Genomic DNA, 16712 nt, shown 5'->3' on the forward strand with positions numbered 1-16712 from the left:
TAATTTTACCGCGCGACCAATTTCGGAAATATCCTGGCTTTTTCATCTTTCTGGCACAGGGTAAAGAAGCCACACTCTTTGAAGCAGAACCGGCGATCCCCCTGCGTCAGGCGGTCTTCACAGGTGTTATAGGCTTTGACCAGTTTTTCGACTAGATGCGCCCACTGCTCCTGAAATTCCGAGAAGGCAATGGCGACTTGATACGTATCTCCCTTTCGGCTGGCGCGGACCACGCGTCCCTGAACCTTGGCATTGACGAGCCCCGGCAGTTGTAGGCCGAACGTGACCCGTTGGGCGATTTTCGGCAGGGCAAAACAGATCATGCAGAGCCCGCCCGCGGAGATGTCGACCAAGATCGCCGGCGACGGATGGTTGAACCCTTCGCACTGGAAATCGACGAGCTTGGCGATGCCCAGGTGAAGCGGCAGTCGCGGATGTTTGCGTCGTTCTTTGGCTTGTGTCATAGAGAGTCCCTCTCTTTTTTAAATTGAGTGATTCGATCTTTCCATTCCTGAAGCTTGAGGAGCGCTTGCAGGGGAGTCGTCTGAGTCAAATCGAGTTGGACCAATTCCTGGATCCAAACCTCAATTAGCCTATCATTTTCCGAAGGATTGGCGCTCGGTTTGGCGATGTCGGTTGGTTCTTCTGCCTCCGGGAACAGAGATCCCTGCCGCGCGGAGTCCGAAGGACCGGGTGTTCTACGTTCAAACTGGCGAAGCAGCGCCGCGGCTCTGTCCAGAACAGGTCTCGGCACTCCGGCCAGCCGTGCCACATGAATGCCATACGCCCGGTCCGCCGGACCGGGTTCCACCTTATGAAGAAAGACCACCTGGTCTCCCCACTCGCGGACGGTCACATGCCAGTTATGGATGCCCGGCAGTTGCTGGGCCAGCTGCGTCAGTTCGAGATAATGTGTGGCAAAGAGCACCTTCGGACCGAGACCTGACGTTTCCGCAGAGGGCGCCTTGAAACGGCTGTTGAGATATTCGATACAGGCCCAGGCAATCGCCATCCCGTCATACGTTGACGTGCCGCGTCCCACCTCGTCCAGAATGACCAGGCTCCGGGACGTCGCGTGATGAAGAATTCGAGCGGTCTCCACCATCTCCACCATAAACGTTGATTCCCCTTCCAGCAGCCGGTCGGAAGCGCCGATGCGCGTAAAAAGATAATCGAGAACGCCGATCCGCGCTTCCGCGGCCGGCACGTAAGATCCCATTTGAGCCAGAATGGCGATGAGCGCGGTCTGTCGCAGGTAAGTCGATTTCCCGGACATGTTGGGTCCCGTCAGTATAACGATCTGTCTTTCCAAGCCATCCAGATCCACGTCATTGGGAACCAGCGTCCCGGAAGCCAGAAGGTTTTCTAAAACAGGGTGGCGCCCTTCACGGATAAAAAGAATATCCGACTCATCCACTACCGGTTTCACGTAGTGCTGTTTTTCGGCGACTTCCGCCAGGCTCAGGAAGACATCCAGTTCCGCCACCGCGGCGGAGAGGCGGCGCACCGTTTCCTTTCGTTGCAGAACCGCTTCACGCAACTCTTGGGCCAGTGCCGTTTCCAGGCGAAGCGCCCGCTCCTCGGCGCCCAGCATGTGGGTCTCAAATTCTTTCAGCTCCGGTGTAATATAGCGTTCGCCGTTGACCATCGTCTGTTTGCGGATGTAATGGGCCGGAACGCGGGCCAGATGGGTCTTGGTGATTTCGAGGTAGTAGCCAAAAATATTGTTAAAGCCGATTTTGAGCGAGCCGATCCCTGTTTGCTCGCGCTCCTGTTTCTCCAGCTCCAGCAGCCGACGCTTGCCGTCCTGAATCCAGCCGCGGATTTCGTCCAGTTCAACGTTGTATCCGGCGCGAATGACTCCGCCATCCTTTAAAGTCGCCGGCGGTGCCTCCACGAGCGCGCGCTCCAACAAGGCCATCAGGTGAGTTTCTTCCGGGAATTCCGTTAGAAAACGGTTCAATAAATGAGGAAACGTGCGGCCATGGTTGACGGCCTGTTCGTGAGCGCTCCGGAGTTGTTGGGTCACTTTCGGGAGCCGCTGGAGTCCATGGCTCAGATGGGCCAGATCCCGAGGCAACAGTGTGCCGGCACACAGCCGGGTGAGGATGCGCTCCATGTCGGGCCAGCTGTTTAAAAGGGTCCGGAGGTGATGCCGGACATCCCGGTTTTCAACAAAGAAATCCACTTTGGCCTGGCGTTCATGAATCGCCGCCACCTGCCGGAGAGGCGCAACCACCCAGCGCCGCAGGAGCCGTCCACCCATGGGGGTGAGGGTGTGATCCAGAATGTCGAGCAGGGTGTGTGTCTTTGCCGATCCCGCTTCGCCGACGAGGTCCAGGTGGTCGAGCGTGCCAGCGTCCATCTGCAGAAAATCGTCGAGCACGTACGTGCGAAGCGGTTGCACGCTCCAGGGCCGTTCGCATTGCGTGGTTTCGTAGTAGCGGATGGCGGCTCCGGCGGCCATAAGCGCCCGGTCTTTGTTTTCGAGGCCAAAGCCGCGCAGCGATTGCGTGCCCAGAAGTCGTTTCAACCGTTCCGTGGCCACGGGGACTGAAAAATCGGTAGCCGGCAAATCCGCGATGCGGAAACCTTGTTTTTTGAGACGCTCGATCAAAGGTTCGTTTGCCGGTGTCCGGGCGACCACTATTTCAGACGGCGCCAACCGGACCAGCTCATCCCAGATGCGGGACGATGACCCGGCGTCGTTGAGTTCCGTGGCCAGAAATTCTCCGGTTGAACACTCGATGGCGGCCAGACCGATCCCGTTCGCATCCGCTGAAAGGGCGACGAGAAAATTACACCGTTTGGCCGGCAGGAGCATGTCCTCCTGAAGCGTGCCGGGGGTCACGAGGCGAACCACCTGGCGTTTCACGAGGCCTTTGGCCAACGCCGGGTCTTCCATTTGATCCGCGATGGCCACACGGAAGCCTGCTTTCAGGAGTTTGGCGACGTAGGGGTCCACGGAATGAGCCGGCACGCCGCACATCGGAAGCTGCTGCCGGTGGGTCAGGGCGATGCCCAGAATAGGCGCGGCACGCCGGGCGTCCTCATCAAAAAGTTCAAAGAAATCGCCCAGCCGGAAGAAGAGGATTTCCTCCGGATAGCGGGCCTTCATCTCCTGATACTGCTGCATCAACGGAGTGACTTCTCGTTTTAAGCTAACGGTCGTGTCCATGCGCAAATCCAAAAATATGCTTCCACCCTTGCACCATTTTGAGCCATCCGTAGGTCCGGTCCACCTGCTTCACAAAACGCCGGGTCTCGGCGTATTCAATATCCTCCAGTTCCAGCGCGGGTTTGCCTTTCCGCCATTGCTGCGTAATGCCGGGGCCGGCGTTCCAGGCGGACAAAACAGCGATATCATCATCTGGAAAAAGGCGTTGAAGCTTGAAGAGATAATAGACTCCCAGGTGAATATTAATCTCCGGAGTTTTTAAGTCATCCTCTTTCAGATGGATGGCTCCGATTTCCGGTGCCAATTCGAGGGCGGTGGACGGCAGAAGCTGCATCAACCCGACAGCGCCCCGTTGCGATTGGGCCCACGGTTCGAAACGGGACTCGACTTTGATGATGGCCATGACCCAGAGCGGGTCGAATTTGTATTCCGCGGCGTAGCGGTTGATCAGAGGTTTATGGACAACCGGACGAAACCAGACCCAGGCGGTCCCCGAATAAACGAAAAAACCGAGCAGCACAAAAATGATGAACGAAATCCACAGCGCGCGGCGAGAGTTTGGTTCTGGCGTGCGCCAGTCATTCCTGGGGAAGATGGACATGTCGGAGGTGTTAGTTCCCTTCTTCGCGCAGGGTTTCCAGTTCCTTGCGGTGTTTTGACAGTTCTTTGCGGATACGGTGATGAATCGGAATCATGGCGATGAACATCAACAACGCGCCCGCGACCACCGCCATGATGATGAGCACGGCCAGCGGTATCGTCTGGGACTGCCAGACCAGAAAGCGAACCTTCACCGGAGCCATATTTTCGGACGCAAACAGAACCAGGGCCACGGCAAAAATAAGGGCAAAGAATAATTTGATCATGTGCGGGACGTTTCTCCTTTCAACTCTCGATTGCGCGCGAAAACCGTTTGAAGCCGCTCTTCTTTGACGGCCTGCGGCACATCGTCAACGCAGCAGGCGGCCGAGGTGCCGGGCCGAGGCGAATACTTGAACGCAAAAACACCATTGAAACGGACGTTTTCCAGGAGCGAAAGGGTTTCGCGAAAATCGGTTTCCGTTTCGCCGGGGTAGCCGACGATGAAATCCGTTGTGATCAGGATGTCCGGCATGGCCTTGCGCAACTTCGAGACAACGTCCAAATACTCTGGCCGCGTGTAAAGCCGTCTCATAGATGATAGCAGACGATCTGATCCCGTTTGCACCGGTAAATGGATATGCCGCGCCACCGTCCGGCACGCCGCCATGGCCTCGATGAGGCGATCGGACATAAACCGGGGATGCGGGCTCATAAACCGGAGAACCTCAACGCCTTCGATGGCGGCCGCCGCGCGCAGCAGATCAGCGAAATCGTGTCCCGGTTCACCCCATTGATTAACGGTCTGCCCCAACAGCATCGCGTCCCGGTACCCCTCGGCGACTTTCCGCTGAACATCTTCCAGGATCTGCGCCTTCGGCCGGCTGACCCCCCGCCCTCGCACCTGGGGCACGATGCAGTAGGAGCAGGTGAGGTTGCACCCCCGCATGACGGTGATGAAGGCGGTGCGGGTGTCGCCGAACAAATTTCCTGTATTTCCGGGCGGACAGCGGTCCGCCCCTACATCTCCAAATGTTCCCTTTGTTTCCCGTTCCCAATTCCACCGTTCCTTCAAAACATCCGCGATCATCTCCGGAAATTTCTCAATCTGGGTGGCGGGCCAGACCAGATCAATAAAGGGGTACTTTTCTTGAATGTATTTTCCCCACCGGCTGGCCGCGCAGCCGGCGACAATCAGGATCCGGTCCGGTTTCGCTTCCTTCCAGTCTTTGAGGCGTCCCAGATTCGACTTCGCCCGGTGCTCCGCCTGATCCCGGACGGTGCAGGTATTCATCAAAATGATATCGGCCTCCGCGGGATCGACGGTGGCCACAAACCCGCGGTCTTTCAGCGGTTGGGCCATCTCCTCCGAATCCGCCACATTCATCTGGCAGCCATAGGTGATAATTGTGTATCTAAGCGGTTTTTTGATGACTTCCGTATTATTTTGATTTTGATCTTGGGCTGAGAACATATCTTACTTACCAGTTTCTTAAATGGCTGATTGAGTTCGTACTTGCAGATAAAAGTGGGTTTTCGGGGTCCATAACAGACAGCATGAGCAAACAAGAAAACGGAATGAAAAAGGTCTTTCTTGCCCTTATTCTGTAGCCGACTGTAGATCGTATCAAAATTCCCTAAAATACCGAGTACTTTATCCATGTTGATATTCTGCGCTTGAAGAGTCTTTCTACGCGCCTCTAATCTTGCGAGGTTTTCTTTAATGACTCTCTCATCTTGTACCAATCTCTCATTCTCAGTTTGAAAGTCGTTTTTGCTGATGCGCTTTTCGTAGTAGAGTTCCAGCAGGACTCTTTTCTTTCTGCGAATATCGTGCAAATCCTTCTCGGCCAGACGCATGCTATTAAGAAGCTCTGGATTATGCTCCTCCATCGTTCGCTTCATTTCGGTTTTAGCTCTGAAAGTGACCACCTCGTTGTTGACCGCACTCTTGAGAATTTCCAACGCTTGTTGTTCGACAACTGAGGCTCGAATATATTGTCCTTTGCATGCCACGCTTGTTCGGCTGCGATTTAATGAACAGTTGTAATAACGGACTCCTTTTGCGCGATGGCCAACCATGTTCGATCCACAACGGCGACATTTGAGCGTACCTTGAAGGATAAATGAGCTATCGTCTCGTCTCGATCCTCGACGGGGTCCAGATCCTGGTGTTTTGTTGGCATTAAGCGCACGTTTTGCTCGCTCTAAAATTACTCGGTTTATAATCGGTTCAAGAATTGGTTTCTCGCTGATGATGCCGTTCCATCGGAGGTATCCATCCGCATACAATTCCCGTGGCACAAGTCCACCCAGCATTTTTGTCGTAAAAGGTTTTCCAGCGCGGTTTCGATAGCCTTGTCGATAAAGATATTTCGCCACAGAGCGGACGCTCTCTCCCTTAGAGACGTGTGCGAAGAGTATCTCTATGACTTTTACTTCGGAAGGGACCCATTCCAAACGCTTGTTAGGTTCGTTTTTAAGGTATTTGGTCCCATAGGGCGTATATCGAGTCCCTTGGTAATGGCCCAATCGAGCACCGCGCTTCATTCCCGGCATTACTCTTTCAATAATGCGGTTTCTTTCGTACTCCGCATTGTTCATGTGCATGATTGCGATGTATCTGGATTGAGGAACTTTCATGTCAAGCTCGCCTTCCAACATGCTGAAAAACCGAATTTTGAGTTTGACGCTTATCTCATCCAGATCGTTAACTCCGTCCTGACAATTTCGCGTAAATCGATCTGTTCTCCATACCACAACTGCGCCAATCTTTCCTAAACGACAATCGCGCAAGAGGCTCTGATACGCTGGTCGCTCTGTGGATGAGGCGGTTTCGTTATCTTCGTATTCAATAATCTTTGCAGGGCCAATAATCTGGCGAATGAATTTCGTGACAGAATCTCTTTGGTTGGGTATAGAAAATCCATGACGCGCTTGCTCTTCCGTGCTAACGCGCAAATAAATACCAACCGTTTTGATTGAGGAAATTGTCATTGAAGTTCGCCGCGCTTTCGGGCGATTTCTATGGCTTCTGAGGCCAAGAGATTAGCCACTACATTGAGGCGACGATATTCGCTTCGAGTAACAAGTACCTCCTCGTGTTTTGTGCGGATAATTCTTAGGATGATTCCCTTCTTTTTCAAATCGGTTTCGGTAAGCGTCGATTTCATGAGCTACATCCTTTCATTGTCTGGTACACCTGCGCTTCGGTAGCGCACCTACAACGGTGCGCTAAAGACCTCGCGCGAGAAGATAAAGGCATCGTTAACGTTATCGCTTGACTCCATGGTGGATTCCAGTGATTCGTTGGCAAATTTGTCCATCGTTCTTTAGCGCCCGCGTACTCCCAATCACCAGTTGACATCTTCTTTTTACAGAATCCTCGACTCCTTCCATATCGACGGAAACGGCGCATGACTCTACGGTCGATGGCTGAGAAGCCGGAGCTTGACGAAAAGTAATCAGGTAGTCTCGCCATATTCCATGCGATGTATTGGACGTGTGTTTCCTCCGCAGGTTTTAAGTGGACAATGTAATAGCCAGTCAGCTTGTGCCATTTTCGCTTGATCCATTTGAGCGAAGGTCGTCTCCCTTCTCCGAGGATGTGGATATGTATTTTCTTGCGCTTCGTGACCCCAAACCCCCAGAAATAACGCGGTGATCCATATTGATAGGAGAATGCTCGCAAGAATTGGCCGAGGTGTTTTTGAATGTCTTTAATATTCGTTGCGGGAGGCGCAAAAGGAATGTCGGTCGTGAGCGTAAGGAAATATGACCCTTTTAGCTTGCCCATTTCGGCTATCAAGGTCTGGGTCATGTTGTAAGCACATGCTTTACAGCGCCACGTCTTTTCGTTGGAAATCACAATCTCCCCCGACTTTTTGGACTTGTATTTCTGCATACGGCACGTATGGATCATTTTTTGAATCTTATCCTTATGTGTTATTAACACAGTCTTAAACCCTCGGGGAGATTGGGCGGACATAAAGAACCGCCACTCGGTCCGAATCGGTCCCATTGGGGGCTGGCGACTTCCGAGTGGCGGCAAAAGATGACCTAGTTGCTCTAGGCTTATCCAAGCGGACCGATTCGGATTCGTCGCCAGATTATTTTTATGTTTGTGTGAAGCGGGAATAAATAAGGCCCGTTTCGTCACAAAGGTGTGGCATACGTATGGGTGCCCACTTAGCGCATGACTCGACACCTTGTAGTGATCGAGCGGGAATCTACAAATTCCCTTGTGAGTACCCCCGCCGTATGCCCTCCGTTTGTGCGATACGGACCATGCAGGTCGTGTATCGGTGGCGGTACAACTGTAGAAATGAATGCTATCTTTTCCTTCTGCTTTTGTCAATCGAAAATCGCGGAAGATCGACGGTAAATGCCATCCGGCATTAAAAAAAGCATCCTCATTTCTGTAGAGATTGTCCTGTGTTTTCATTTCCTCGATTCGCTTAAGGGTGGGTAGGGGTAGGGTCATCGGATTGGCTGATGATTGCCTTTTCGGATTTCTCCACATTTCACAAACCCGGAGTATGTTTTATTCTTGCAAATCGCTCTCACGGTTGAGCCAAACCACTTTCTATGTTTCTGCGTTTGCACGTTTTCGGAGTTCAGCGTGTCCGCGATTTTCTGGAAACTGTTTCTGCCCATGCGCAATCTGAATATGCGCTTCACAATGTTGGCCTGATTTTCAGAGACAACAAGCTCCCCATTCTTGGTCGTGTATCCAAAAGGAATCCCACCGCCGGGAAATAGGCCAAGTTCCATTTTCTTTCTGCGGCCAGAGTAAAGTCGTTCTGAGATTCGTTTGCGTTCAAATTCGGCAAACGCGCTAATAATCGTCAAATAGATTTTCTCTGACGGGTTGTCCCAGCGCCCTGGTTCGGCAATGGAATAAAGGTCAACGTCGTATTTGCGGAATTCCTTGGCAAGCCATAGCGCGTATAGGGTGTCCCTGCTGAGGCGGTCGTATTTATGAAATACGACGCGGGAGAATAAATGCGCTCTGGCATCTTCCAACATGGACATGAGTCCGGGGCGGTTATCAATCTCTGATCCGCTAATGCCGGGGTCTTGGTAAATTTTGGTAAGCGTTAAGGCGTTTTTCTTGGCGTAAGAAATGATTGCATCTTTTTGAACGGCAAGAGAGTGGCCGTTTTCAGCAGACTCGTTGCTTGATACTCTAATGTAGCCACAACAGAGCCGTTTGTCCGCATCTCCCGCGCTCGAAGCTCCAAGCGCGGGGCTTTTCATGGCTGGCTAAGTGGCGAGCAGGAAGGCTAGATTTCTGAATTTCATAGCGTCTATATTTTAGCATTTTGGGCTATTTACCGTCGAGGATTATGTTTTGCTTGAAGTTTGTCAGGATATGTTCAGGTTCGGGGCTTGGGCAAGGATTGGAAAAGGTCAATCAGGTTCGTGCTGAAGGGGTCAAATTGGCGATTTGCGGGGCTTTGGGGTCAAAAATGGGGAGAGATAGGGCCAAGCTGGGTCAAAAGCGAGAATCAAATCGTCGCGGCTCTGGCATGGAATATCGTCTTAGAAGATTGAATTATCAGACATGGGCATAAAGGCGCATGTATGCTGATTTGCGGCAGGGCGAAGGCGAAAATCCAAGAATGTTTGTACAGATTGACCAGCTAGATCAGCAGAGTTATTTTAGAGATTGACTTGTTCTCAGCGGGTAATAAACGGGAAGATTCTCGAAGTAATCTCTGCCTCTAGCATTATCTATCGCGCAGATTCTCCGCATCGTTTCCAAGGCTTCCAAGATTTCTGGGTGCTTTGCTAACGATCCTTCGATCAGTTCTTCGGTTTTGGGTGGTTCGTTCATTGTCATGTTCCTTAGACTCTTAAGCTGCGATAAGAGTTTCAGTAATTGTTTCGATCATTTTTGCCGGTTTTGTAGAACCTTTTGTAATCCCTAAAGCAATATCTGCTCTAACATAATATTCCCAGATGGCTTTCCAATCGGGGCTATCTTTGCCTAATGGTTTCACGTTCAGTCCAAGAGCCGTCTTTGCAGTATGTGCATTTATCATTCTACCATGCACGATGAATGTATCAGTAGATGAAAGATCCTGCAAGACCTTGTTGATCTTCGTCTCCAAAGTGGTTTTGTTTGATGCATCTTTTTTAAACATGTACTTAGCGAGATACTTGCCAACCATGTCTCTTCCAAATTGCATGTATTTTTCGCACTGTTCAATGAAAGGAATATTCAATGAAGCTATCTGCTGAAGTATAGCTCTAACATCCTTTTGTTGTGTCACAGCGTCTTGAAAATCTTTTAGTAAAGACTTGCGAGCATTTATGAAGGATTGCGCAGAAATCATCCGCGGTATTCCATCCACCATTATGGGAACTTGTGCGTCAATTGGACCTATCTCAGAACAATACCCCATGGTTATCTCATCAGAGCCAAGCGCTATCATCGTCGCCGCACTTTTTGCCATGTTCGGAATTATGACTTCAAACTTTTTGCAATAAGAGCGGCACATGTCAACTATTTTTTCAGCCGTGACGCCATCACCACCAGGGCTATTGATAATTAGTCGCAAAACATCGACATGTCCGATCGACATCAAAGCACTACCCATTGCAGTTACATCTTTCGTATCAATACTGGAATGCATGCTCGCAGGATCAGCTATAAAAGCGATGACACCGACTTTTTTGTTATTTGTTTTACCGATTTTAGCTATGGTGTTCAGAAGCGCGACGCGCTTTTCTCTTTGAGAGGAAAAAGTATTGTACTCTTGAAGAATGTCTGTGTAATATTTATCTTTTTCGACCTGAATACCCGTCTCGACTTTTTCGTACCCAGTCTTTTCTTTTTGGTCCACGCAGATTCCCTATAGGTATGAATTATAGTGGTTCATTTTGACTGAACAACAATCCATTTGGCAGTATTTAAGTATAGCATGCGCAAGAATGGATTTCTTGCTTTATGGCTCTTGCCCTAATGAAGTGGAGCCCACGATAAGCCCTTTGGAAGTTTCGGTCGTGGATCATTTGGACCGCCTTCAAGTCCCATCCACGTTTCCTGAAAGTACCTTGTCTCACAAGGTTTCTCGCAATAGGCTAATTCTTTTCCAGTACTATATTTTCTGATCGTAAGCGCACTGATATCATACCCACAACTCCCTTGCCTATATTCACTACCATCTGCACGCTTCACAAAAACACAGCCAGCCTCAATGAACGCATCAAAAACCTTGTTGATATATTCATTTTTCGCATATTCCGTCTGATATTCCCACGCATCATCTACAACGATCCATGCGGAATCTTCGTGCTGGCCGGCAAGTCCCACAGTCATGGGGTTCTGTTTGAATGGATTTGTACCAAACCCGACATTTTTTGCCGCGAGCGCACTGAGAGATGCTGCCAACGCTTTTTCTTTTATGACCGCTGATTGTCCATGAACTCTAGCTGTTCCAAATAACACCAATGCGAGAACACACAGCCAGGTCATTTTCATTGATGCCTCCTCCGCCAATCATTCTCTGTGCATAATCATCTTGCTGGGGTCATCTGGATCAGGAGTCGCCGAGACATGATTGCCCTTTCTTTTGCGCGGTTTCTCCTCATCTTGGTTTTCGACAATGAATTTACGTTTCCTAAGTTCTTTGACCAAATAATTATGTTCCAGAATAATTCGTTCAAAGAAATTTGCTTCATTGAGCCGTTTAACCACGGCTTTTACATCAACGAATGTATTGGCAAAACTCGGCTGTTCTTTGGGGAATACAACAAGGGCTTCGGGAACCACGTAGAAAAAGGCGCAGAAAACACACGCCAGCATGATGCCAATCAAACAAACGATAATTGCTAACAATTTTGGGACTAAATGATTGATTCCTTTCACATCATCTAAAATGGATTTTGAGGGGTCTGTCGGTCCAAAATCCCACAACCACTTGAATAGCCCTCTCATATATCCTCCGATCAATACTCTTCGTTTGTCCACCCCAATAAATAAGGGGCGGACAATCGACTTGTGCCACTGCAAGTAACACAAGCGACCGCCGCCCCATGTCAGGAGCGGCTTCACTCGTACTTGCAGTGTGCACCCCGCTTTCGCGGATAGCTCTCCCTGCCCGTCAGGCAGGGTTACGACTAAAGCCCAAAATCTATATTTATTCGCGGGCCAGCTCTTGCCCGCACATTTTTAAATGCTATGTACTTCCTCGATTAGGCCAAGTATCTGTGGGGACTACGCCCATTAGAGCAACTCCAGGTCCCAAAATCAGAGACACCTAATCTTTCAGTGGCATATCTTTTTCAGACCCGCTGCTTAAACCATTCTCCATGACATCCCGAACGGCAGGGAATACAGGTGCTTCTGCCTTTGGTGGTTCAGTCTGTTCTGGTTTTTTCTTGTCATCCATATGCCCTCCTAGACAGAAAAATAAAATGCCAAACTTGCGAAAAGGGAAAGCAACGTCACTAAAATTAGAATGGGCACATTACTAAGCATTTCCCCCTTCGCGTCATTATTCAAAATAAATACATCTAATGAGACTGAATAACTCTCAATCAATCCTTTTCGGAATTCGGTTGCGATTCTGTCCTTGTCATCTTTGTAGTACTCCTCCGCCTGTGAAATAAAGCCTCTTAAATCTTTTGTCAGAGCAGGATATATATATTTACGCCCCCGCAATGCGCGAATCATCGCAATTAGCGCTATGATGGCGCAGGAAGCCGCCAAAAACACAAGAGAATAGAATGAAATGTGTTTCCACGTGTTCCCCCTTGGAAATCTCTCACAATATCTAGTAAAGATAGAAAAACTGAATAATAACAGGCCAGCATGAATCCCTATCTGCGTGTAAATTGCCTCCTTTCTCTTCAGCTCTAGGTCAAACCTTTCCTTTATTTCCCGTAGTAATTCAAAATCAATGCCCATGGATTTATGCTGGTTCATCTCCGAACCGTTCACCGTGAATATAATCTGGGATCTTCCCTGTTACTAATCTATTCAGCAGTGCCTTGCCATTTTGCAGTAAGGCTGCATCGTGATATTCCTCGCCAATCTTTAGCGCTTCCTTACACAAGTCAGTTGCTTGCTTCATCTCTCCGAAAGTCCGTATTTGGTTTGCAAGACTCATGAGAGCATATCCAATATTTAATTGATCACCGGCTGTCGAGTAGATATCTTTCGCAAGCATCAAAGAATCTTTGCAAAGTTTCTTTTCGGCAGCAGCTCTTTCATGGGCGCCCATCCCATTAACATGGATAAATCTTAACCCGGCAGCGCATCCAATGTGCAGATAAACTTCACCCAATACCTTATAGTCACCTAATTGCTGGGCGATATCTTGGGCTTCGGTAAATGACTTTGTGGCATCTTCATATATTGAACGTATCCTGGCCATTCTCTCTTGTTTTTGTTCTGCCGTTTGAATCGATATCCCTAGAGCAGCTTCAACTTTTAGTGAATGTCCCCAAGCAAGTTCTTCTTCTCCAAATTGGTCTGATAGTCGCTGACCTTTATAAGCTAATATTACTGCCTTTTCTGAAAAGGCATTTAGACGATTAGCCGCCATAAGACCAGCATCGCAATAGTGCAATTGATCTTCTAGGGTATCACCATTTGCGGGGCTAAACCAATTTAAGAGCCCCATAACGCATTGAAGTTTTGTGGCATCATCGCTAGTTTTGTAATAAAGAGTCTTTAGCGCAGTTTTTGTTTCAGTTGTTCGCGGTCCAGTGCAAATCTCAAGAGCTTTTTCTTGATCTGGACTTTTGGCGTCTGATGAGGTCGATATCGGAACAGATTGATTTAGTTCAGGGATCTTATGAGTTCGCAGGAGTAAGTCTGTTATTTCTCTTAGCCGAGAATCTATATCGGGCACATTAAGAGCGGGGAAATCTCGCAATATCTGGCTATGTATGAAAAGTTGGTTTGCTAAGTAGGTGGCTTCTAAATAGTTTCCACTAAAACCTCGACTATTGGCTTCCCGAATTAGTTCAGCGATGACATGACTACTTAGTTTGCGTGGAGTAACAAATGTCCATTGTTTTATTCGATATTTGCTTGTGTCGACCAATTTCTTAGCCTTATCTAGGTCGTTTCGTATTTTCTCGAGATACTTAGTGTCTGTATCTTTTTCCGGTTTCACCGGGCAATACATCGCCAACATCTTATGTTCTGATCGAATGTAGCCGTCATTGCCTCCGTCACATTGAGTCCCGTCGACAGCGCAGTATTCTTGGCCATACGTCGCAACAAAAACAGCATTGCACAGTCGAACAAACTCCTGCGGGTTATTCATTTGCGAAATCAAATCTTGTAATCCCATAGAAGGTATTAGGTTCTTTTGATGATTCGTTCCCATTCGATTAACTTGCCTTTTTTTGCGTATCCGTAACTTCCCGTACAACCAAACATGGATTTTTGTAGTTCGTGATGAAGTCGATGGAGAAACTCGGTGTGAGATTGGCTTAGCTGGTAGTAATCTTGAGCGCGAATGTCAACCGGCCCGGTATCTGTAGCCCCTTTCCACGTGGCTAAACATTTTGGTGTGCCGAGTGAAGTAATCACATCGGTTGAGTATCTGGGAGCATAGGTACCATTATTATGCATAAGTAAATTCCGAATGCGTCTGGCATGATCAACATCTTGGCAAACATTATCGGCTCGGGAGTTCCAATTGGCTCCACCATAATCCGTTCTCTTAACAAAGGGGATAGACCATATTATTCGCGCTTTATAGTTATTCTTGACGGTCTGAGGATGCCCCGTCTTACCCAATACTTCCAGAAAATCAACAATAGCTGCTTCAAGGATAGACACCATAATCAAGATTGCATTTCTTGCATGAACAATTTCAAAGGCTGATGTCATTTGCGTTATTAAAATGTCTTTATCGTGGAGTCGTTTCCAGTCATGTGTGATTTGAAGTCCATCGGTAGGAATAGTGGGATAGTCGTTGAGAGGTCTTAAAATCGCATCTGCTACATAAGCATGATATCCACGCAAGGCAATCAGCGCGTCATCAGCTATTTCAAATACCTTGACCAGATCCGGATTTGGGGCGACAGATGTTGGCATGGTTACTCCTCCAGCACTTTCTCGACTGCTACTGAAAGGGTTTGAGCGACATTCAATAATCGAGTCTCAGAATCCCCCTCTTTTGGTTGATACACAATCAAGTCGGTTCGGCCAGCCGTAGGTAATCAGGTGGTATTTCATTATGTGGAGTGTATTGTACTCCGTCGGCGGGAAGGCGGGCAATCATCCTCCCTCAAGAGGTCTGGCACAAAGGAAGAATCATGGAGGCAATCGTGACCGGAGAGACCGGCGGCGGGTGGCTATTGGCCCATGAGGCAGATGGGCTGTTGTTCAAAGATGTTCCATCCGGTAAATTCGCGTTCCCTCTTCAGCGTTTTCGTAAACCGGTTGGAATTTGTCAGGTTCCCGCCTCAACCATTCTTTGATTCGATCTTCATTGGCCTGTTGGTTGGCGCGCGAATCATTGGAAAGCGATGCCAGCCCGCCCTTCTGCGAAACGATAAAGCGTGCCCGGATTCTCGATAACAGGAAATGCAGCTCCTCCGGGTCTTGAACGACCGGGACGCTGATCCCGGCCCGGCCTGTAAATAGGAACAGGGTCGCCGGCGCGCGGATGCAGACGAGATCTTCCGGTTGAACTTTCTGCTGAATCCAGTTCATTGTCTCCAGGGGAGGACGCGATTCCGCCGGCTGGTTCGAAGACCAGGTCTGGCGGACATAGAAAATGTTGGTGGCGAGGAGCCCGGGCAAAAGCAGCGCGCAGGTGGCGGTAAGTGCCTGGCGGCGGCCGAGAGGAGCGAAAAGAAACTCCAAACCGCTGACCAAAAACAAAATGAGAAAAGGAAGCAAGGGGAGTATGTAGCGATCTTCAAAGACCGACCAGACGCCATGCACCGCCAGGTAGGAGAAGGTGAAAACAGCGAGCGCCGCCAGTAAGGGCCGATGATCTGGAGCCCGGCGCGCGCAAGCCCGTATGCCGGCCAGCGAAACGAGTATCCAGACGGCGATAATCACCGCTGCCAAACCCGTTCCATACGTCCTATGCCAAACCGCTAGTTGAAGCAGATGCGCGACGACGATTTGCAGATAAACATGGAAAGCATTTTGAAAAACGTGAAGGATTCCTGTGTTCGAAAAGAAATCATCATGCCAGTACCTCAAATAGTTGGAGGCGCTGTTGGATACGGCGACATTTCGAATCGCGAAGGCGGCCCACAGAGCGGCGGATACCGTTGTTCCGGTGACGAACGCTTTCCAGCGCCTCGCCAGAATGAGACCGGCCGCCGCGCTTGGCCAGATCAGCGCTCCAATCGGGCGTGTGAGCATCGTCCAGGCGAGCGCCGCTCCCACGTACCAGCCTCCGGCCGCGTGATCGGATTCGATGGCCTTCGTCAGCAAGACAAAGGACGCCAGGACCAGGAAGGTAAAGAAGGGTTCGGACATGAGGCTCGTGGCGTACATTCCGGTGACGGGATGGAGCGCGAAAAGTGACAGCGCCAATAGTCTGAAGGCGCCGGATAACCAGGGCCTTATCAGTCGATCCATGAGCAGGATCGACAGCAACGTGAACGCCATCGGCAACAGTTTCAGGACTGGACTCGTCGGAGAGACCCAAAGAATCAGCGGAGACAGCGCCAGCGGAAAGCCGGGTAAAAAGTGAGTTTGCGGAGGCTTGTCGAACAAATACAGCGCGCGAAAGGAGCCCTGGAGCAAGGATTGCGCCCCCGAAATGAAGGCGGCGTCATCCCCGAAATAGCCGGTGTAATAACGGGTCCAGTACGCGATATACAACACCGTCGCGGCAAAATAAACCGACAGGACGTTCCATTTGGCCTGATGCAAAGGGGTTTTCACCGACGTCATTATAGTGATTTTTGACTTTGCTGATCGCGATGTGGAAAAATGCTGGTTAACCCGGGTACGGTGATG

General features: G+C 49.7%; 17 protein-coding genes. All 17 read right to left on the reverse strand.

All coding sequences use genetic code 11. From position 1 onward, the window contains the following. Positions 1–5: 5 nt before the first annotated feature. Positions 6–464, reverse strand: a complete 459-nt coding sequence (locus WC859_00760; GenBank protein ID MFA5974679.1) for a PilZ domain-containing protein — start codon at positions 462–464, stop codon at positions 6–8. Then, entirely contained in the window at positions 461–3178 is a 2718-nt protein-coding gene (gene mutS, locus WC859_00765) for a DNA mismatch repair protein MutS (GenBank protein ID MFA5974680.1), read from the reverse strand. Before mutS ends, WC859_00760 begins: the two co-directional genes overlap by 4 nt. After that, on the reverse strand, positions 3162–3779 hold the full coding sequence (locus WC859_00770; protein ID MFA5974681.1) for a lytic transglycosylase domain-containing protein: 618 nt from the start codon (positions 3777–3779) through the stop codon (positions 3162–3164). Before WC859_00770 ends, mutS begins: the two co-directional genes overlap by 17 nt. Before the next feature lie 10 nt (positions 3780–3789). Further along, on the reverse strand, positions 3790–4044 hold the full coding sequence (locus tag WC859_00775; protein MFA5974682.1) for a LapA family protein: 255 nt from the start codon (positions 4042–4044) through the stop codon (positions 3790–3792). Further along, complete coding sequence (gene miaB / locus WC859_00780; GenBank protein MFA5974683.1) at positions 4041–5231, reverse strand: tRNA (N6-isopentenyl adenosine(37)-C2)-methylthiotransferase MiaB; 1191 nt, start codon at positions 5229–5231, stop codon at positions 4041–4043. The genes WC859_00775 and miaB overlap by 4 nt, the downstream gene beginning before the upstream one ends. Then, positions 5141–6754 carry a recombinase family protein gene (locus tag WC859_00785; GenBank protein MFA5974684.1) on the reverse strand — a complete coding sequence of 538 codons (1614 nt, stop codon included), beginning with the start codon at positions 6752–6754 and terminating at the stop codon, positions 5141–5143. Before WC859_00785 ends, miaB begins: the two co-directional genes overlap by 91 nt. After that, positions 6751–6930: a hypothetical protein gene (locus WC859_00790; protein MFA5974685.1), complete on the reverse strand. Its 180-nt coding sequence runs from the start codon at positions 6928–6930 to the stop codon at positions 6751–6753. Before WC859_00790 ends, WC859_00785 begins: the two co-directional genes overlap by 4 nt. Then, the gene (locus WC859_00795) at positions 6927–7661 is read right to left on the reverse strand and encodes a hypothetical protein (GenBank protein ID MFA5974686.1); all 735 of its coding nucleotides are present in this window, start codon (positions 7659–7661) and stop codon (positions 6927–6929) included. The genes WC859_00790 and WC859_00795 overlap by 4 nt, the downstream gene beginning before the upstream one ends. A 575-nt stretch (positions 7662–8236) precedes the next feature. Next, positions 8237–9016, reverse strand: coding sequence for a recombinase family protein (locus WC859_00800; GenBank protein MFA5974687.1), 780 nt, complete (start codon positions 9014–9016; stop codon positions 8237–8239). A 599-nt stretch (positions 9017–9615) separates the two neighbouring features. Then, positions 9616–10608, reverse strand: a complete 993-nt coding sequence (locus WC859_00805; protein MFA5974688.1) for a hypothetical protein — start codon at positions 10606–10608, stop codon at positions 9616–9618. Positions 10609–10724: 116 nt separating this feature from the next. Beyond that, on the reverse strand, positions 10725–11246 hold the full coding sequence (locus WC859_00810) for a hypothetical protein (protein MFA5974689.1): 522 nt from the start codon (positions 11244–11246) through the stop codon (positions 10725–10727). Between the two features lie 18 nt (positions 11247–11264). Next, the gene (locus tag WC859_00815) at positions 11265–11819 is read right to left on the reverse strand and encodes a hypothetical protein (protein MFA5974690.1); all 555 of its coding nucleotides are present in this window, start codon (positions 11817–11819) and stop codon (positions 11265–11267) included. Positions 11820–12024: 205 nt separating this feature from the next. Continuing rightward, on the reverse strand, positions 12025–12156 hold the full coding sequence (locus WC859_00820) for a hypothetical protein (protein MFA5974691.1): 132 nt from the start codon (positions 12154–12156) through the stop codon (positions 12025–12027). Between the two features lie 8 nt (positions 12157–12164). Then, a complete protein-coding gene (locus WC859_00825; GenBank protein ID MFA5974692.1) occupies positions 12165–12674 on the reverse strand; it encodes a hypothetical protein in 510 nt (169 codons plus the stop codon). A gap of 4 nt (positions 12675–12678) precedes the next feature. Beyond that, on the reverse strand, positions 12679–14070 hold the full coding sequence (locus WC859_00830) for a hypothetical protein (GenBank protein MFA5974693.1): 1392 nt from the start codon (positions 14068–14070) through the stop codon (positions 12679–12681). Positions 14071–14078: 8 nt separating this feature from the next. Next, the gene (locus tag WC859_00835; GenBank protein ID MFA5974694.1) at positions 14079–14822 is read right to left on the reverse strand and encodes a hypothetical protein; all 744 of its coding nucleotides are present in this window, start codon (positions 14820–14822) and stop codon (positions 14079–14081) included. Between the two features lie 291 nt (positions 14823–15113). Continuing rightward, complete coding sequence (locus WC859_00840; GenBank protein ID MFA5974695.1) at positions 15114–16637, reverse strand: hypothetical protein; 1524 nt, start codon at positions 16635–16637, stop codon at positions 15114–15116. Positions 16638–16712: the final 75 nt, after the last annotated feature.

It is taken from the genome of Elusimicrobiota bacterium (genome assembly GCA_041660185.1).
In the GTDB taxonomy this organism is placed as follows: Bacteria; Elusimicrobiota; Elusimicrobia; order 2-01-FULL-59-12; family 2-01-FULL-59-12; genus JBAZWU01.